Raw genomic sequence first — 19,343 nt, 5'->3', positions numbered from 1 at the left:
CTAATCAACACGATTTGAACTGATTTCCACTGTCTGTAATCCGGAAATCCGGCACGCCATTCGATGGACATTTGTTCGGTAATTGTTTAGCGTTGAGTTTACCTTTAATGTGTTAGAATTATTGTAGGCAGTACTTTTCAGGAAAAAAAATCTATTTCCCGATTTCATTCAACGACTGGTTAATCTGCATTAACCTTTCGTTGGTAGAATTAATATTTTTTTCGTAGTTCAGAGAAACTACTTCTGCATTGGTTCCCAGTTTCAGGGCACACATTGCCAAAGCATCCTGTTTATCTCTTACATCGAAGTTCTGTTCAAAATCTTTAATCATATTCTCTATCTGCTTCCCTACTTTACGCAAAGTTTCTTCCTCTGCTGCCGGTACGTTCAGCGGATATACTCTTCCTGCAATGTTGACGGTTATTCTCCTTACCTCCATTATAATCCACTGTTTTGAAGCTGAGCAATACAGAAATCAATTTCTTTTACCAATCTGTTGATATGGTTTTTCATTAATCTATTGTGTTCAGGATTTCCTGATATTGCTGAATAAAGTTTTATATTTTTTTGTTCTTCTGCTAATACCTGATTCTTTCTTCTTTCCTCATCATATTTCTTCTTCAACTCTTCATGCTCAATACTTAATTCTTTTAAATTTTCCGTAAGATTTTTATAGTTCTTTTGCAGAGTCGAAATCTTTCTCTCTAATTCTGAAAAATTGTTTTCTAAATCTTGAAGCATTTCAGGTTTGTATATTCTAACTAAAAGCAAAAATAAAAAAATAATAACACTAACAAAATAAAACACTCTATATTTTGATATAACAACAAAAAAGGAGGTGCTAATGCACCTCCCGTTTATTTTTCAATGAAATATTTTTTATTCGAATTTCAGAACAAACATTACGGCTCTTGTCTGTAATGTAGAGATTGCAGATGCCCAGTAAGGCGGTGTAGTAGCATTATCTGCCACTTTCTCATTGTTCATGAAGAATGTTCCTCTTACAGCAGGAGTCAGTTTAAACTTGTTGAAGTAGAACTGGATTCCCATTTCTGCAGACCACGCAAAGTTATGCGTTGTGGATCTGTAGATTCCCTGCATATTATCATCTGTAGAAGTTGCGTTAGACTGAAGGTTCACGACATAGTTTACCCCGGCAGCAACGTAAGGTCTTGAATTGTACCATCTCTGACCGTGAAGTTCCAGAAGCACCGGAATGTCAATCAAAGTAGATTTAATTTCTCTTACTCTATCTTTTTCCTGTAAAGGGATTGGCATAAAAGGAGGATTGGTCAGAGACCCACCTGCATAAATGTCATTGGATTGAGTATTAAAAGTCAACTGTCTTTGTGCAAACTGTAAACCTGGCTCTATTCTTACGTCAAGATAGTCATTCAGTCTCCATTTTGCAATAAGCCCGGCACCAAAACTATAACTTTCCTTAGAGGTAACAAGGTTTTCATTATCATTCATCCCGTATTTCGGATGCAAAACAATGCGGTAATCCAGTCTGTTCCCGTTCAAATAAAACCCCCAGCTGAATTTCTGTTCGTCGAAATCTTCCAACTTATCCATTCTGTTTCGGGTTCTGAATTGCGCGTTTGCAAAAACGGCAACATTTACTGAGGCTAAAACCAGTGCTTTTAATAGAAATTTATTCATAGGTTACTTTGTTGCTTTATAAATTGTGGCTATACCTAAACTTAATTTTTTATATTCAACTTTCTTAAATCCCGTATCTAAAAGAATTTGCTTCATCTTCTCCCCGAAAGGAAAAGCATTTACAGAATCCGGAAGGTATGTATACGCCCTATTATCCTTAGAAACCAATCTGCCAATGGCAGGCAATATATTTTTGAAATAAAACATATAAAATGGCCCCATGAAACCCTCAACCTTTGAAAACTCCAGTATATAAACACTTTTGTTATCTTTAACTACTCTTCTTAACTCTGCTAAACCTTTGGTAAGGTTTTCAAAATTCCTTACTCCAAATGCAACGGAAACAGCATCAAATCTATTGTCCTCGAAAGGTAAATTTTCTGCATCTCCTTTTTGCATGGAAATTTTGCCGTCTAATTTAAGTTTTTTTATTTTAATAACGCCAACATTCAGCATTTGTTGTGATAAATCTAATCCAACTACTTTAGAACCGGTTCCTTTTTCAATAGTAATTGCCAGATCTCCCGTTCCTGTAGCCACATCCAGCACTTCCTGCGGATTATCATTTTTCATCCATCTTACCAGTTTATTTCTCCACAAAACGTCTATTTTCATGGATAAAACATGGTTCAGAAGGTCATACTTCGGTGCTATGTTGTCGAACATGTCCTCTACCTGGCTCTTTTTTGTAGCCTCCGAATTGTAGGGAGTAACTTTGGTGATATCTTTTGTCAAAACTTAAAACTTGTAATATTCTTTGTAATAATTTAGGTAATCCTGCTTTCTGAAGATTTTAGATCTTGATTCCACCTGCTGGATATTTTTGATCACTTGGTCATAATCTTCATCTACATTGTAATAAAAATCTTCTGTGTAAAGCTTATTGAAGTGCCTTGCTCCTCCGTAATAATCTTTTCCGTCAATAACCGTTTTATCAAGTGCTGTCAGCAACGAATCTTTTTTAAGATTATATCCGTAATACTGATCATTTACATAGTAATCCTGGTGCGTAATATTAATCAGACCACGAAGTTTGTTCACTTCAAATGCTGAATCGTAAAGCATTTTTTTGTTCTGATCAAAAACCTGAATAGAGTTTTTCCCTTTATTCAAATCCACATGCACATACTGCCCCGCAGAAATAATTCCTTCAGATCCGTTATTGATCTTAAAATAATACGTATTCGGGGTAGGATTATCTACAACATAATAATTCTTCTTGGCTAAAAAAGGAAGTAGATCCCAAAGGCAACGATAAACGCCACAGCTGCAATAAGTAAGCCTTTTAAGGACGAGTTGTTTTTCATAGATTGTAAAGTACAATTTTTGCAAATTTAATAATATTTTTAATTCTCTGTTATTAATATTAATTATTAACTTTGCATCTTTAAAAAAATCATATAAACGAATGCCGAATACGATCATTATTGGCTCTGGATCTTATATTCCGAACAGAGTTATTGGTAGAGATTACTTCATGAATTCCGAGTTCTACACTGAAGACGGAGTAAAGATTGAAAAGCCTGTGGAAGAGACCATTGCGAAATTTGTAGAAATTACAGAAATCGAAAACAGGAGATTCATTGAGGATGATCTTTCTAATTCTCAAATCGGATATGAAGCTGCAAAAATTGCCCTTGAGGATGCAAAAGTAGATGGCGAAGATTTAGATTATATTATCTATGCAAGCAATTTCGGGGAAGTTACCGAAAACGGATATGCAGATTTTATGCCTACAATGGCTGCGAGAGTAAAGAATAAACTGGGGATCAAAAACAGAAAATGCGTAACATATGATATGGTTTTCGGATGTCCAGGATGGGTAGAAGCTATGATTTTGTCTGATAATTTAATTAAAGCTAAGGTTGCCAAAACAATTCTTGTAGTGGGAGCTGAAACTTTAAGCAGAGTAACAGATCCTTATGACAGAAACAGAATGATCTTTGCTGACGGTGCCGGAGCTGTAGTGGTAAAAGCAACTGACGAAGAAAACGTAGGAATTATTGCTCACAACACCATCTGCGACAACGGACCAGAATTAAACTACCTTGAAAACCAACCATCTATCAATAAAGAAGCAGATCAGAAACGTCTTTATGTAAGAATGTTGGGAAGAAAGATTTATGAATATGCTCTTAAAAATGTACCTGATGCTATCAAGGACACCATTACAGATGCAGGTCTTTCTATTGAAGATATAGATAAAATCTTAATTCATCAGGCTAACGCTAAAATGGATTATGCAATGATTGAGAGACTTCACAAGCTTTATGATGTGAAAGAATACGATCATTCCATCTCTCCTATGACGATCCAGGATCTTGGAAATACTTCCGTCGCAACAATTCCTACGATGTATGATATTATAATTAAAGGAAAAATGGAAGGTCAATCGTTTAAAGATAATGGTAACATTGTGATGACTTCGGTAGGTGCCGGAATGAACATCAATGCTATCGTTTATAGATTTCCTAAAAAGTAATATTTAAACCATTAAAAATATAAAAGCACAGGGAAGTTTATTCTTTGTGCTTTTTTTGATCAGACATGCAAAAGAATTTTTTAATCATCGCCGGAATCTTCCTGTTTTTGGAAGTATACATCTATCAGGCAGTAAGAACGCTTACCGATAATTCCTGGATTAGAATCGGATATTGGGTAATATCATTAACCGCTTACGCCATTTTCGCCTATGAAGTCACCCATTACCAAAGGTCAGACCGAAGCATGGTAAGAGCCCAGATCATGATTTCATTATTTTTGATTTTTATCCTTCCTAAAATTTTCGTGGTTCTGTTTTTATTAATTGATGATCTCATCAGAATGGGAGGTTATCTGATAGGCTTTGCCAAACCCACGGAAAATTTCTTCCCTGAAAGAAGGAAGTTCCTGAGCCTGGCAGGTCTTGGGATGAGCGGAGTTCTCTCAGCGCTTTTCATAGACGGAATTACATTTGGAAAATACAGACATAAAGTAAGAAGAGTCAGAGTGAATTTTGCCAATCTTCCGAAAAGCTTTAAAGGCTACAAAATCATCCAGATTTCTGATGTTCACAGTGGAAGTTTCTCTGATCCGAGCAAATTACAACACGCTATCGAACTGATCAATGAACAAAACCCTGATCTGGTATTATTTACCGGAGACATGGTGAATAACGTTGCGGACGAGTTCAAACCCTTCATTCCTCTATTTTCAAAAATTAAAGCTAAAGACGGCAAATTGGCCGTATTAGGAAATCATGATTACGGAGATTATGTAACCTGGGAATCACCTGCAGCCAAAAAGGAAAACCTTGACACTTTAATCAGTTATGAAAAACAAGCAGGCTTTGATATGCTGAGAAACGAGCACAGAGTCATTGAAAAAAACGGAGAGAAACTCTATATTCTGGGGGTTGAAAACTGGGGATTGAAACCATTTCCTCAATTCGGAAAAATAGATGATGCTTTAAAAGGAGTACCGGAATCTGCCACTAAAATTTTAATGAGCCACGATCCTACCCATTTTGATTATGTGGTAAAAAAACATCCTTCCAACATTCACCTGACCCTTTCGGGACACACCCATGGAATGCAGTTTGGTTTAGATCTTAAAAATGTAAAATGGTCACCAGTACAGTACCGCTACCCGAAATGGGCCGATTTATACGAAAGTGAAGGGAAATTATTATACGTAAACAGAGGTTTTGGTGTATTGGGATATCCTGGAAGAGTGGGTGTATTGCCTGAGATTACCCTTTTTGAATTGAGCTAGTAAAGTTTAAAGTTTAGGGGTTAGAGTTTAATGTTAGGGGTTTAGAAATTGAATATTGTTGATCATGAGAAATAATTCTCTCTAATCCCTTTGACCTAATAGCTGCTACCTAGCACCTTCAACCTAAAAAATATAATCTTTCATGCGGGAAGTAGCCATTTCCCTGTCATTAAGAAAAGTAAGGAGGGCATCTAATTTGTCCTCCATTTTTTTGCCCGAAAATAAGCGTCGGTAAAAAGGAATATCGAAACGGTATTTATTGAAATCTGTAAACTGCCATGTGTTCAGATAAATTAGAACAAACTCTTCATTCTGCAAAGTTTCCAGAACCATATTCTGATAATACTTCATCGGCAGGATCTGAAATACAAAATCATTGTAAGGCAGCTGACTGTACGGGGAGATACTTTCCGGTACAATACTTAGTCCATCCTCTTCCGTGATCACTGTATCCCTTTTAAGTCTTTTGAAAGGAAAAAGGATATTGGCATTATCAATATTCGAGACGTAGTTAAATTCCATCAGTTTCAAAATTTCCTGCGAAACTTTTACATCTTTCTGACGAATTCCCCTGATCTGTTTCTCCAACAGATCCTGAATATTCTTCTTGGCATTTTCAATTTCTTCAGGGTTGGAACCTTTATTATAAAAAGCAATTTCATGCCCTTTGGATGAAATTGCTTTTATTAAATTATGAAGCTTTTCGATTAGAGAAATCTCTACAAAAAAACTTGATTTGACATCATGAATATCTAGAATTCTAAGAATCGCTTTGGTATTATTTTCTGTAATTTTCAGTCGTTCATCAGCCGTAATTTGAGAGCCATTTTTTACTTCAGCTTCCATACATGTGATGTTAAAAGTCAATAATACCATTTAAATTAAAGTTTATATAAATTCTATAAAATATTAAAAATCAAACGTTAAAAAGAAAATTAATTAAAGTTTTACTTTACATTAATTAATCCTTCCCTAATTTTACTTTTAGATTCTTAATCATGTCCTTTGTCATCTCAGAAATTCCGAAATCATAAGTCAGACCCCAGTCTTTTTTCGCAACAGAATCATCAATGGAAGCTGGCCATGAATCTGCAATTGCCTGTCTGAAATCCGGGTTATAATCAATCGTAAAATCTGGAATTTCTTTCTTGATTTCATCTGACAATTCTTTCGGAGTAAATGACATTCCACCCAAATTATAAGAAGAACGAACCGTTACACTTTCCTTAGGAGCATCCATTAATTTTAAGGTTGCGTTGATGGCATCATCCATATACAACATTGGCATTCCTGTATTCTCGGAAATGAAACTTGTATACTTTCCATCTTCAATGGCTTTGTAGAAAATTTCAACGGCATAATCTGTAGTTCCGCCTCCTGCCGGAGTCTTCCATGAGATCAATCCGGGATATCTGATACTTCTTACATCTACCCCATATTTGTCAAAATAATATTCGCACCACTTCTCCCCTGCCATTTTAGAGATGCCATAAACTGTGGTTGGGTTAAGCACCACATCTTGTCCCACATTATGCTTTGGAATTCCTTTTCCAAATACAGCAATTGAACTTGGCCAGAAGATCTTTTTAAGAAGTCCCTCTTTCGCCATTTCACAAAAATGAAGCAGTGGTTCAAGATTTAGTTTCCACGCAAAAATAGGCTGCTTTTCAGAAGTTCCGGACAAAAGCGAAGCCAGGTGATACACAGTAGTGATGTCGTAATCTTTAATCACCTGTCTTACCAATTGGGTATTGGTAACATCCATTCTTTCATAGTGCCCGGCAGCAGTAATTCCTTCCTGCCATCTGTCTAATCCTGAAGCAACCACGTTTTCAGCGCCGTGAATTTCAACAAGTCTGTTTGTAAGTTCGGTACCAATTTGTCCCAAGGCACCTGTAATCAGTATTCTTTCCGTATAGGATTCCATTTTTCAGATTTTTTTAGAATTCTACAAAAGTAAAAAAAACATGTCAACCATAATAAAAAAGGTGTATTTAAAAACATCACACTGATAAACTACATATAACTTCAATTAGATGATCTCAATAAAAGAAAAAATCAAATGCAATGATCATCAGGCTGTGATTAACTTAAAATTCAATAATTTTGCTTCCAAGAAAAACAATCATATGAAGAAGATTTTAATTGCTTCGATGCTGTTGGCGGCTCAACTTAGCTGGGCCCAATATACAGATATCAATATTATCAAAGAAGTACAGGTGAAGAATAAAGGTGTTGTAGTCTCTGCACACCCATTAGCCAGTGAAGCGGGAGCCAAAATCTTAAAGATGGGCGGAAATGCTTACGACGCTGTTACGGCAACACAATATGCTCTTGCTGTTGTATATCCACAGGCAGGAAATATCGGAGGTGGTGGATTTTTGGTAGGTGTAAAAAGTAATGGAGAAAAATTCACATTAGATTATAGGGAAACTGCTCCTAAAAAAGCCTCCCGAGACATGTACATTGATAAAAAAGGAAAAGCAGACACTGATCTTTCTCAAAACGGAAGACTGGCCGTAGGGGTTCCCGGAAGTGTGGCTGGATTCTTTGCTACGCTGAAATACTGTAAACTTCCTATGGAAAAAATAATCCAGCCTGCGATTGATCTTGCTGAAAAAGGATTTGCCATCACCGACAAGGAAGCAGATATGCTGAACAGCCAAAGGGAAAAATTCCAGAAACATAATAAATCTTCTATTCTCTTTGTAAAAGATACTCCATGGAAAGCAGGGGATCTTCTGGTTCAAAAAGATTTAGCAGAAACACTAAAGCTGATCCAAAAACTAGGTGCTAAAGGTTTCTACGAAGGAAAAACAGCTGATCTTCTGGTCGCTGAAATGAAAAGAGGCAACGGAATTATCACCCTGGAAGACCTTAAAAATTATAAAGTCGCCGAAAGAAAAGCGCTTGAATTTGATTACAAAGGAAATGATGTAGTTACCATGCCTTTGCCGTCAAGCGGAGGTGTTCTTCTTGCCCAGATGCTAAGAATGGCCAGCTTCGAAAATCTTGAAAAATACCAGCAAAACTCTACAAAGGCAGTTCAGATCATGACGGAAGCAGAAAGAAGAGCCTATGCAGACAGAGCAGAATATATGGGCGATCCGGATTTTATTCAGGACAAAACCACTTACCTTATTTCGGATGACTATCTGAAAGGCAGATGGAAAAGCTTCAGTTTTGACAAAGCAACTCCAAGTGCAGAAGTAGGTAAAATTATAGAACAGCCTAAAGAATCTATGCAGACTACTCACATCTCCGTATTGGATAAAGACGGAAACGCCGCTTCTGTAACCACTACTCTTAATGGATATTACGGAAGTAAAGTTCTTGTTTCAGGAGCTGGATTCTTTTTAAATAATGAAATGGATGATTTCTCTATCAAACCGGGTGTACCGAATATGTTCGGAGCTGTAGGTGGAGAAGCTAATTCTATCCAGCCGAATAAAAGAATGCTTTCTTCTATGACTCCAACTATTATTCTTAAAAACGGAAAGCCTTTTATGGTTGTGGGAACGCCGGGGGGAACTACAATCCCGACTTCAGTCTATCAATCCATTGTGAATGTGGTAGATTTTAAATTGAATGCCAATACCTCGGTGAATGCACCGAAATTCCATCATCAGTGGCTGCCGGAAACCATTACTGTGGAAAATAATTTCCCGGAAAGTACCATTTCTGAGCTGAAAAGCAAAAATTATGTGATTGAAAAAACAAAATATATCGGCAAAACAGAAATGATTGTCCTTGACGAAAAAGGAAATATTCATGCTGTGGCAGATGGGCGTGGGGATGATTCTGTAGCGGTGGAATAATTAACTAATTCACCAAAGCTGTTTAAACTTTTATAATTAATTAAATTTTATAAATATAAATGATTGGTTCTACCATAATACTAAGGTAGAACCAATCATTTTTTACCTACGGTCAAATTAAATCATAACTAGCTCAAATCAGATTTTTTATATTTTTCTTTAGCAAGTTCCTTTTGGCGATAGTATTCTAACTTCTCTTCGGGTGTCATTAATTCTAATTTTAATACTCTTATTTCTTTTTTAATATTGGTCAACTCATCTAAGATTTTTCTATTTTCTTTAATGAATTTTTCTAAATCGTCTTTATCTGAAAATCCATCATTATAATTGTAATCTTTCTTAATAATCTCAATTTCATCTTTAATAACCTTCTCTTTCTCTAATAAAATATTTAGTTTATTGTTTAAATCTTCCATGTTATCTCTCTTTTATATTTACTCTTGTTATGGGACTTACATTATCAACAGGACTTACATCAAATTTTACACTTTCTACTTCAAATTTGGTATTACTTCTAAAAAGCACTTCTCTTTCTGCTGGTAATAATGATGCATCTTCTATGTTCTTACCATTTTTTCCTGTAATTTTTATTAATACATTAAGACCAGAATCATCAAACATCATTTCTTCTGCTGCCATATAATCATAAGTAGAAGAAGTAAAGCCTTTCTTTTCAATTGTCTTACCTATTGCATATTCTTTACTCAACATTTCAGGAGACATTTTTTCTAACCTGTAAAAAGTAGATGAACTTGTTTTTGGTAATTTCTTCAAAGCATTATTGAGTAACTCTTTAAATACTTTATATTCTTCTGTTATCGCAATTTCTCCTCTTAAAGCTCTGTTTAAACCAGAATAATATCCTGATGTATAAAGCCTTACTGCCGTTTCCTCTTCCAAAGATAAATATTTTGCCATATACCTTGTGCTGGAAAGCTCAACTAATATTTTCTGAAACGCAGGATTTTCTCCCAAAACCTTTAAATATCTGGAATATCTTAATTTTGAAATTAAAGAAGAAAAATTCCTAAAGGCAATTAATTCAAATTCAGGTAGTAACCCTGCTGTAATATTCTCTAAAATTGTCCATCTGTCATTTTCAATTTGCTTTTCAGTGAAATAATTCGCCACAATTGTAGGTATAAAATAATCTTCCTTTTCATCTGATATTCTCAGCGGAGTAAAGGCTTCATTTATGCCCAATGTTTCAGAACCACTTTCCGAAGGAGCTTGATTCCCATTTTCATAAGAGTGAATGGTAAAACCGACTTCAAATTTCTTCTCTTTTTCCAAAAATCCGCTCCAATACACAAATCTGTTTTCAACAACACCATTTTTCAACGTGTCTTTCATTTCGAGAGAATAGGTTATCGCATTTTGGTAATCAGAATCTTTCCATGCATTAATTCCCACTTTTGTCAATGCAATAATGAAATTTTCAAGATAGTTGGCTTTGAGTTTATTCAAAACTTTTCTTACTACGTTAGGACTGTTATTAACCTGCGTGCTCCACCAAACACCATTTTTTACACCTTTTAACAGATTAATGACTGAAAGATTTTCATTAGTACCAGATGTATCAATAGCTTTTTCAGAAAGAGAAACAAAATCCTTCCAAAGCATTTCATCTGTAAGGACTTCCAAAACAAAATCAGGGATATTTTCATATAAAGCATCTATAATATCAGGGTTGCTTTTAGCGGTTGCAAAAAAATGTTTATAATATCGGATAATATCATTTTTCATTTGCTCAGCTTGTGAATTACCTTTTATAATTCTCAAAAATTCAATAAAGGTTTCTGCACTTCCTGTATAAAGTTTTATTGCTATGTATTCGTCATTCAATTTGAAATCATAGGGAGTTTCAGTTGCATCCGTTTGTGCATCAGAAAACTTCTTATTCTCTCCGTCTTTATAGATAAAGTTAATATTATAGGTCACTTTATAATTGTCAAAATAAATCCCAAAATTATAAGAGTTACTCAGTAAATTTTTTCTGGTATTTAATTTGGCTAAATCAAAAGTCGCCTGAATTTCTGTATCATTCTTTTTATATACAAAGGGTTTGTTATTTTTAATACTACTGAATACAGGAGCATTAAACGAGGAAGAACCTGAATAAACGGTCTTATCTTCCAATAGATACTTTTCTGGCTCAAACAAGAAGTTATTTATCAGTCCTAATTTTTCTTTCAAATCTTTTGCAAGAAGTTCATAATTAATCCCACCCGTGTAAAAACCCTTGGATAAAGCATCATAATCTTCAGTAGTAGGTTTATAAAAAGTACTCTTTTTCTCAAAAGGCGTACTCAACACATATTCATTAGAGATTTCATCAAATGTTTTATTCCTTTTTATGTCTTCAAAAGGGTCTTTATCATTTCCATAAATCCCTTTCCTTAGTTCTCCGAATTGTATGATACGACTTCCTCGAAGCATTCTTTTACTTTCTTCGTCAAAATCATTAAGATCGTCTAAAATATTTTCCATAAAATTGTGTTTTGTTTGTTTTTTTTTTGAAACGCTTCTAAAAACAAATGTAAATGGGAATAGCGACAAAACTTGACGTGTTAAAATTTCCTTCTATACTTTTGCGAGGTTATTGAAAACCTAACGAATGACATTTTTTTCAAATCTTCCCAATTATAGTATCTAGATGAATTTATATTAATTATCTCTACAGGGATTTTTCAATGACTTTTGTCATGTTTTCAGATAAATTTTCTTAATTTTCGGCCTTAAAAAAACAAAACGACTGTTCTTTGAAAGCAAAAAAAATATACAATCAGCTTTACTTCCAGGTGATTATAGCCATTGTTACCGGTATTCTTCTGGGAAAGTTCTACCCTGAATTGGGAGAAAAGATGAAACCTTTGGGAGACGGATTCATCAAATTGGTTAAAATGATAATCGCTCCGGTTATTTTCATCACCCTCACCTTAGGAATCGCCCACATGACCGATTTAAAAAAGGTAGGAAGAATTGCTATCAAAGCAATGATCTATTTCTTTACCTTTTCAACCCTTGCTCTAATCATCGGGTTAATAGTCGGAAATCTCTTACAGCCAGGTCATGGTTTGAATATTGATCCTTCTACCCTTTCCGGTGATGTTTCACAATATCAGGCAAAAGCTCACGAATCAACACTTACGGGCTTCATTATGAATATTATTCCGGAGACTTTATTCAGTCCTTTGGTGGGTGAAAATATCCTTCAGGTTCTTTTAGTGGCTATTTTAATGGGAGTTGCTTTGGTTTTAACAAAAGAAAAAAGCCAGAAAGTTACAGACTTTCTGCAAGATCTGTCTACTCCGGTTTTCAAAATTGTTCATATGCTTATGAAGCTTGCCCCAATTGGAGCTTTCGGAGCTATGGCATTTACGATCGGAAAATATGGACTTCATTCTGTACTGAACCTGATATTTCTGGTAGCAACATTCTATATCACCTCTATTCTTTTTGTGGTTTTGGTGTTGGGAGCCGTAGCATGGTATAATGGATTTAATATTTTTAAACTTCTTTTCTACCTTAAAGAAGAACTTCTTCTCGTTTTGGGTACAAGCTCATCAGAATCTGCTTTACCGGGAATCATGGAAAAACTGGAAAAAGCAGGCTGCTCACGAGCCATTGTAGGTCTTGTAGTTCCTACCGGATATTCTTTTAATCTCGACGGAACCAATATTTATATGACGCTCGCTTCTCTTTTTATTGCGCAAGCTTTAAACATTCATCTTCCGATTGAAAAGCAACTGATGCTTCTTTTAGTGGCTATGCTAAGTTCAAAAGGGGCTGCAGGAGTTACAGGTGCCGGATTTGTTACATTAGCAGCAACGTTGGCAGTAGTTCCTGAAATTCCGATTGCCGGAATGACTTTGATTCTTGGAATTGACAAATTTATGAGTGAATGCAGAGCTCTTACCAATGTAATCGGGAATTCTGTAGCAACAGTAGTGGTTGCCAACTGGGAAAAACAGCTTGACAAAGAGCAGCTTCAATATTGCCTGGATCATCCGGCTGAAGTGGAAAAAAAGCTGGAAATGTAAATAGGCGGCAGATAGTGGGTTTTAGGTTGCAGGGATTAGGGAGAGAATTCAGGGTTCAGAGTGCAATGTTATGTATAATCCGCAACTCGAACAAACCAGCAACTCAAAACCTTAAACCAAAATATTCAAACTCGCTGGCTGTACTTTTATATGAACAGGTGATTTGATCTTATTGAATTCCCCATCCAGATGCCAGTTTTTGGTATTTACTTTAAATGATATTTCGGAAACCGGAAGATACGTTACGTATTCATCATCTTTCAGCCTTTTGGTAAACATCCTGAAAGCAAACAGTGCAGAATAAGTAAGCGGAAACTTCTTAACCAAAACCATATCCACCAGTCCGTCACTTTTACTTGCTTTTGGTGCAATATAAGCATTGTTCCCAAACTGACGCGTATTAGCGATGTTCATCATCAGATAACGGCCGTTATACTGTTGGTATTCTTCATCAAAAAACTTCACCTTAATAGGTTTATAATTGAAGAAGGTTTTCAGAGAAACCTTGATGTAGTTTTTGAATCCACGACTCGTTTTTTCAAACTCTTTGACTACTTTACCATCAAATCCTGTCCCAGAAACATTGATTGATAGCCTGTCATTCACCGTAAATGTATCAATCTTTCTGGAGTTCTTGACTTTTATTTTTTCTAAAAGTTCGTCCAGATTTTTACTGAATTGTGTTTCATTGGAAAATCCGTTTCCTGAACCCGCCGGAAAAATTGCCAGAATTTTTTCAGTATTAATAAGATTTTTTGCCACGGTGGAAATAGTTCCATCCCCTCCTATAGCGACAAAAATATCCACTTCATCAAAATGATCTTTAATGAACTCATCCGTTCCCAGAATAGATTCTGAAACGTAATATAATGGATTTTCAACCTTATTTTTAAGCTCGTTCAAAAACGGCTGGTAATTCTTTTTGGCTGAAAATGGATTGATAATAAATGCTACTTTTTTCATCAACGCAAAAATAGAAAATGCTTCCTTAAACTGGAAGCATTAATTTACTTAATTTTCATTCTTTCTTTAAATTCTGCATTTAAAGTCCCTTTCAGGTCTTCCCATGAGACAGGAATTGTAATATCTCCTGCTGCAAAAGCTGCAATTTCGTATGGACTGTAATGAAAATACAGGTTTTTATCATCAAAATAGAAGTTATCTGATGCCGGAATTTTCTCTATTAACAACATCTCCGAATTTTTTACTTCGCCGTCCCCATCCATCGTTCCGCTGTTCATTTTATCAATATTTTTCATCAGAATAGCTTCAATATTATTTTCAGGCATTGAAGTAATATCTTTCAATTCTAATTTTTTACTGTTTTTAAGATCAAAAACTCTTTCTGAAAATCCATAATTATCATGAGCACCACCTTCATAGCCACTTCCTGTATATTGTATATGCATATAGCCATTGGTATTAGAAATTAAATTCATGTGTGAGCTTGAATACCAATTTTGGGCATAAGTGACATCTGAAACCCAGTCTTTATTATCATTTTTCACAGAGTTGAAGTAATTATTCTTTTCGCTATCAAGATAAGCCTGAAGTCCGGCTTTAGAGAAGTCTGTAATTTTTTCATTCTGGAAATAGATACTGTCCAGCAGCTTTTTATCTTTTATTGTTGGGAAAACCAGGAGTTTTGAAGTGAAAGAAAGCTTTAATGAATCTGTTATTTTCACAGAATCATTTACTTTCACAGAGTCTACAACAAATTCTTCAGGTGCTTTGTTTTCTATTTTATCTGCAGCTTCTGCTTTTTCACTTTTTTTACAGGCAATCACTGCTAAGAAAGAAGATAATGCTATAACAGCAATCGTATTTTTCATAAGTCTAATTTTTTTTAATTAGTCAATGCAAAAACCATTCAAAAATTGAATGGTTTTGATAAATTCATTTTTTAATGGTAGAAATATCAATGCTTGTAAATCTGAAACTATCTGTTAATTTTTTATTTTTTATAATTTGATGAACAAATTTCTATACTAATAATAAGAGAAAAAGCAACATATACCATCTTCGAGGGAATTAGAATATTTGTATAAGCGCTTTTTCTCATTTGTGTTTTAGAATTTTTGCCTGATTCTAAGGAAAAAATATTATTGGTCTTAATCCATATTTTATAAGTAAAATATACTGACTATTATCTGCTTTATTTCGTTCTATTTGAACATTAATCTAGGCTATAGTTATCAATAGGATAAGGGTAATAAATATTTTTTCATCTGCTTAGTATTTATAAAAAATTACTGCTGCAAATTGACAAAAAAAAGTCTTCATTTCAAAAAAAGAATCTACAACAAATGCACATCACAAAAAACAATAAACTGATTATCAATAAAATATAATTAATTTTCATTTTTTTCCGATTGTATACATTGAACCTCATCTATCACATTATAACATGTAAAAGAATACTGATCGTTGAAAAAATTTTAAAAAATTAAATAAATACACAATTTAAATTGCCGCTTTCTTTTTAAGCAATAAAGATAAGTTTCAGAAAAAAACAAAATAATATTATAATTTTTTCGTAAGGCTAATTTTTAAAATATCATAAAAAACCATTCATTTTCATGAATGGTTAAATAACTAAACTGTTAATAATGAAAATTTATCATTATCAATACACAAGAATAAAATAATGGTAGTACGACACCATTATTTGTTTTGCCAATTCAATATAAAATCCAGTGATTTCTTTGAACATTTTCACAAAAATGAGGCAATTATTTTTATTTATTATATAAATTAAATATCTGAGTTGTTTGTTTGTCCTTTCTTATTTTTTAACCTTGTATTCTCCTAAAAAGGAAAGAGAGCTAGCATTAATTCTATCTTAAATATTTGCCCAATTTTTTTTGCTATTCTTAAATTTTTATGTTACTAAAGAACAGAAGAATTTTTTATGTTTTTTTCAAATTTCAAATAATTATTTTTGCCGAAGCTAAAATTAGTTCCAGCATAGATAAGAGTATGTTATTCTATCATTATTATCTACCCTAGAAGTTGTTCCAGCCTGTACTCTGACAGTATGAGTACCTGCAGTTAGATTAACTGGAGTTACATAGCTATAAGGTACTATAACGTGCAGCCTCTGAGGAGATTGATTTGCAGTAACAACGGTAGCGAGTGTGGATGATGTGACAAAGGTATCAATAAATAACCGCGTTCCTACACCACTAGCAGTGTCAGCCCATGCGCTGGGATAGAGGTCAAGCTTACATTTTGCAGCTGAAGGTAGAGAGAATGTAAACTCGTAGTATCCCTCACCATCAGTAGTAACGTTTCCTACAGCAGGTGCTACAGCATTAGTAGATCCTCCTGCCAGTACAATGTTTGAAGACGCCGTCGTAGCAGTCACAGGCGATTTCCAGGTTGGAGAAGCAGGGGTACCATAATTAAATTCCCAACCAGCTGTCGTCGTATTATAAATAACAGCTCCCGTAGGAGGGGAAGCAAGAGCATTTCTTTGTGCGGTAGTCATCCTGGGTGGGATAAATGTACCAGTAGTACTTACAACATCCAAAACTCCTTGAGGGCTTGTTGTATTGATACCACTTGTGAATAGGCCAATGATGAAATAAGCAGAAAACATCCAAAAATTAGATTTTTTTTCATTTTAAGTATTTTAAAGTTAATTATTGTTCTGAAATTTTGTAATCTAAATCTGATTATATAATAGTATTATCTGAGGAATAATATGATGTCTGCTTTGAAAATTGATTTTGGAACTGTAACGCTTCAGTTATATTTTACTTAAATGTAAAAAGCTTTCATTTTCCTCCCTCAAATAAATTGTTGTGCATTTAAATATTCTATTTGTCTACGCTTCTGTATTTTTGCACCCATTTATAGAGAGTTGTTTTGGGAATCCTATATTCAGTGATCACCTGCGACTTGGTCATTTCACCATTACTTATCTTTTCCAGAATAAATTCTATCATCTCCATAGTATATAGATTTTTGCGGAAAACAGGAAGGGAATTAAGTATTTTTCCCTTTTGCGCAGCTTCTGTGGAAGATGGCGGAGAATACAGGATCAGATGCTGAGAATACAGCCTGAAGAAATCATATTCCAGAAGTTTGCTCCAGCGAAGCAGCACTTCCGTATCTAAAGATTTAGATTTATACATTGCAAAAACATCTGCTTCCGTACACTTCAAAAAATTACAGATACGCTGCATTTCTATCCTGTTTTTATCAACAATATCTTCGATACTTGATCCGATATTCAGATTTTTCAGATTCATAATTTTAGACCGTTTGTATTTAGTTTACTGTGGAACACAGAATATAATAGAATCATTATCAGAGTTATCAATCCAAATTTTATTACTGCTGTTCACTATGCTCAATTTTGATTTAGTTTTCTCTGGCAAAGTGACAAAAACAATAGTATTCTTCAAAAAAAACAGTTACAACAAATTTACAACAACGAATTAAGCAACTGATAATCAAATGGTAATTTTAAAAAACGGAAAATATATTAAATTCAACAACAGTAGTTGTACTTACTTAAAAATCTCCTGACAGCTTCATTGTCTATTAGAAAAAACAATGAAGCCGCCAGGAGATTTTTTATTATACATAATAAAAGCTTTACTCTATATTATAAAAGAGATAAAACAGGTAGTACAGAAAATTTACAACCAGATAATCCGTATCAGATCAGTTGATTAATTTTTTTTATAGATTCATCATCCATTTATTAAGATCTTCGGTAGATGAAATATTTAATTGTTTACGAAGACGACCTTTTTTTATTTCTACACTTCTTATCGTTATATTGGTGTAATGTGCAATTTCTTTAGTAGAAAAGTTAAGTTTTAATAAGGCACAGAATTTTAACTGGCCAGGGGTAAGATTCGGATAAGCAAGATGCATTTTTTGAATAAAATCAGGATATACTTCGCTAAATCTTGTAAGGAAAGAAGAATCATCCTTTTTTGCCAGCTCCACTACTTCTTCAAAGGCATTATTTACTTTTAATTTCAGTTCAGTAAGCTGGTATTCTTTTTCTTCAATTACAATTTCTTTATGCTTTATCTTTTTCCTTTCCTGTTTATAACCTTTATACGACTTATAACCAAAATAAGACACCAACGCTGACATTAAGCAGATAGCAATAATAAGAAGATAAAGCTTGTCTTTTTCATCAATGAAAGTTTTTTCTCTTTCCAATGCTATTTTTTGGACAGATGTCTCTCTCAGTGATTTGTCATTTCTGGACAAACTATCAGTAATTACATCATATTTATTAAGATATTCCATTTCTTTTTCTTTATTACTCAGGCTTTTGTACGACACTTGCATACTTTTATAGGAAGATTGCAGCATATTCACTTCATTTGCTTTTTGAGAAAGAGGAATCAACTTTTCAAGATAAGCAATCGCCTGCTGATATTTTTTTTGTTTCATTGAGGTATAGGTTAAAATATTCAGAGCAATACATTCATTATGAAGATTTCCATCATTTTTAGCCATTTCTAAAGCTTTATTTGAATAATGATATGCGGAATCGTACATTTTTTTTTCTGTGTAAACCCATCCCAAAGTTGTATACGAAAATGCCAAATAACTGCTTCTAACTTTAGTATTTTTAATTTTTGAAAAAATATTTGCTATTTTTTTAGCGTATTCAAAATATTCAGGAACAGTCATAGGATTTGCAGTGCTATAGGCTGACATTTCGATTCTAGTATTATATAAGTTTCCTCTGGCTTCATAAAAATCATCAGAATCAGTTATTTTATCAGAAATAGAAAAGGCTTCAGCAAACATTTTCTTTGCATCTGAATGTAATCCCAAAAGGGAATACAATAGAGCTGATATTCGTAATCCATTAGAAATATACTTATAATCATCTACTTCTGAAGCCTGTTTCTCAGTCTCCTGAGCATAGAAAAGAGCTTTTTGATAATGTCCTAAACCTAAATGAGATATAGAAAGCATATATAAACTTTCTATCATACCTTTGGAATAACCAGCTTTTTGAAATATTTTGTAATTCTTTTCGTTCAGTGGAATAGCGTTATTAGGGGTCTTCACAAAAAAATCCTGG

Annotated in this window: 17 protein-coding genes and 1 pseudogene; 4 read left to right on the top strand and 14 right to left on the bottom strand. The window is 34.1% G+C overall.

Going from position 1 to position 19,343, the window contains the following annotated elements:
- Positions 1-151: 151 nt before the first annotated feature.
- The 5 genes and pseudogenes from CLU97_RS07045 to CLU97_RS07025 form a co-directional block, all read right to left on the bottom strand.
- Positions 152-439: a cell division protein ZapA gene (locus CLU97_RS07045; protein ID WP_121487294.1), complete on the bottom strand. Its 288-nt coding sequence runs from the start codon at positions 437-439 to the stop codon at positions 152-154.
- Positions 439-741 (bottom strand): hypothetical protein, encoded by a 303-nt coding sequence (locus tag CLU97_RS07040; protein ID WP_041461837.1) that lies wholly within the window; start codon positions 739-741, stop codon positions 439-441. Before CLU97_RS07040 ends, CLU97_RS07045 begins: the two co-directional genes overlap by 1 nt.
- Positions 742-879: 138 nt before the next feature.
- Positions 880-1,662 (bottom strand): porin family protein, encoded by a 783-nt coding sequence (locus CLU97_RS07035; protein WP_121487293.1) that lies wholly within the window; start codon positions 1,660-1,662, stop codon positions 880-882.
- A gap of 3 nt (positions 1,663-1,665) precedes the next feature.
- Positions 1,666-2,397, bottom strand: coding sequence for a bifunctional demethylmenaquinone methyltransferase/2-methoxy-6-polyprenyl-1,4-benzoquinol methylase UbiE (gene ubiE, locus CLU97_RS07030; RefSeq protein WP_047096897.1), 732 nt, complete (start codon positions 2,395-2,397; stop codon positions 1,666-1,668).
- Between the two features lie 3 nt (positions 2,398-2,400).
- Positions 2,401-2,969: pseudogene (locus CLU97_RS07025) on the bottom strand (hypothetical protein).
- A gap of 101 nt (positions 2,970-3,070) precedes the next feature.
- Here CLU97_RS07025 and CLU97_RS07020 point away from each other — a divergent pair.
- Positions 3,071-4,144, top strand: a complete 1,074-nt coding sequence (locus tag CLU97_RS07020; RefSeq protein WP_121487292.1) for a 3-oxoacyl-ACP synthase III family protein — start codon at positions 3,071-3,073, stop codon at positions 4,142-4,144.
- A 65-nt stretch (positions 4,145-4,209) separates the two neighbouring features.
- Positions 4,210-5,415 carry a metallophosphoesterase gene (locus CLU97_RS07015; protein ID WP_121487291.1) on the top strand — a complete coding sequence of 402 codons (1,206 nt, stop codon included), beginning with the start codon at positions 4,210-4,212 and terminating at the stop codon, positions 5,413-5,415.
- A gap of 123 nt (positions 5,416-5,538) precedes the next feature.
- Here CLU97_RS07015 and CLU97_RS07010 read toward each other — a convergent pair whose 3' ends face one another.
- Both CLU97_RS07010 and CLU97_RS07005 read right to left on the bottom strand, forming a co-directional pair.
- Positions 5,539-6,261 (bottom strand): polysaccharide deacetylase, encoded by a 723-nt coding sequence (locus CLU97_RS07010; RefSeq protein WP_228437558.1) that lies wholly within the window; start codon positions 6,259-6,261, stop codon positions 5,539-5,541.
- Between the two features lie 115 nt (positions 6,262-6,376).
- Positions 6,377-7,342 carry an NAD-dependent epimerase/dehydratase family protein gene (locus CLU97_RS07005; RefSeq protein ID WP_121487289.1) on the bottom strand — a complete coding sequence of 322 codons (966 nt, stop codon included), beginning with the start codon at positions 7,340-7,342 and terminating at the stop codon, positions 6,377-6,379.
- Positions 7,343-7,544: 202 nt separating this feature from the next.
- On the opposite strand from CLU97_RS07005, the gene ggt reads away from it, so the two are divergent.
- Positions 7,545-9,233 (top strand): gamma-glutamyltransferase, encoded by a 1,689-nt coding sequence (gene ggt / locus CLU97_RS07000; RefSeq protein ID WP_121489674.1) that lies wholly within the window; start codon positions 7,545-7,547, stop codon positions 9,231-9,233.
- Between the two features lie 128 nt (positions 9,234-9,361).
- Here the strand turns inward: ggt and CLU97_RS06995 are convergent, their stop codons facing one another.
- Together CLU97_RS06995 and CLU97_RS06990 are read right to left on the bottom strand one after the other, a co-directional pair.
- Positions 9,362-9,649 carry a hypothetical protein gene (locus CLU97_RS06995; RefSeq protein ID WP_121487288.1) on the bottom strand — a complete coding sequence of 96 codons (288 nt, stop codon included), beginning with the start codon at positions 9,647-9,649 and terminating at the stop codon, positions 9,362-9,364.
- A 1-nt stretch (position 9,650) separates the two neighbouring features.
- Positions 9,651-11,723 carry an ADP-ribosyltransferase domain-containing protein gene (locus CLU97_RS06990; RefSeq protein ID WP_121487287.1) on the bottom strand — a complete coding sequence of 691 codons (2,073 nt, stop codon included), beginning with the start codon at positions 11,721-11,723 and terminating at the stop codon, positions 9,651-9,653.
- Between the two features lie 272 nt (positions 11,724-11,995).
- Here CLU97_RS06990 and CLU97_RS06985 point away from each other — a divergent pair, with 272 nt between their 5' ends.
- Positions 11,996-13,276, top strand: coding sequence for a dicarboxylate/amino acid:cation symporter (locus tag CLU97_RS06985; RefSeq protein WP_121487286.1), 1,281 nt, complete (start codon positions 11,996-11,998; stop codon positions 13,274-13,276).
- 111 nt (positions 13,277-13,387) lie between these two features.
- Here the strand turns inward: CLU97_RS06985 and CLU97_RS06980 are convergent, their stop codons facing one another.
- The 5 genes from CLU97_RS06980 to CLU97_RS06960 all read right to left on the bottom strand — a co-directional run bounded on the left by CLU97_RS06980 (position 13,388) and on the right by CLU97_RS06960 (position 19,252).
- Positions 13,388-14,239 carry a diacylglycerol/lipid kinase family protein gene (locus tag CLU97_RS06980; protein WP_121487285.1) on the bottom strand — a complete coding sequence of 284 codons (852 nt, stop codon included), beginning with the start codon at positions 14,237-14,239 and terminating at the stop codon, positions 13,388-13,390.
- A 44-nt stretch (positions 14,240-14,283) separates the two neighbouring features.
- Positions 14,284-15,108, bottom strand: coding sequence for an RsiV family protein (locus tag CLU97_RS06975; protein ID WP_121487284.1), 825 nt, complete (start codon positions 15,106-15,108; stop codon positions 14,284-14,286).
- A gap of 1,124 nt (positions 15,109-16,232) precedes the next feature.
- Positions 16,233-16,766: a hypothetical protein gene (locus tag CLU97_RS06970; RefSeq protein ID WP_147436461.1), complete on the bottom strand. Its 534-nt coding sequence runs from the start codon at positions 16,764-16,766 to the stop codon at positions 16,233-16,235.
- Between the two features lie 331 nt (positions 16,767-17,097).
- Positions 17,098-17,532, bottom strand: a complete 435-nt coding sequence (locus tag CLU97_RS06965; protein WP_121487282.1) for a transposase — start codon at positions 17,530-17,532, stop codon at positions 17,098-17,100.
- 436 nt (positions 17,533-17,968) lie between these two features.
- Complete coding sequence (locus CLU97_RS06960) at positions 17,969-19,252, bottom strand: tetratricopeptide repeat protein (RefSeq protein ID WP_183084527.1); 1,284 nt, start codon at positions 19,250-19,252, stop codon at positions 17,969-17,971.
- Between the last annotated feature and the right edge of the window lie 91 nt (positions 19,253-19,343).

Origin of the sequence: Chryseobacterium sp. 7 (assembly GCF_003663845.1) — a bacterium.
GTDB lineage: Bacteria > Bacteroidota > Bacteroidia > Flavobacteriales > Weeksellaceae > Chryseobacterium.
This window is presented reverse-complemented; position numbering and strand designations above follow the sequence as displayed.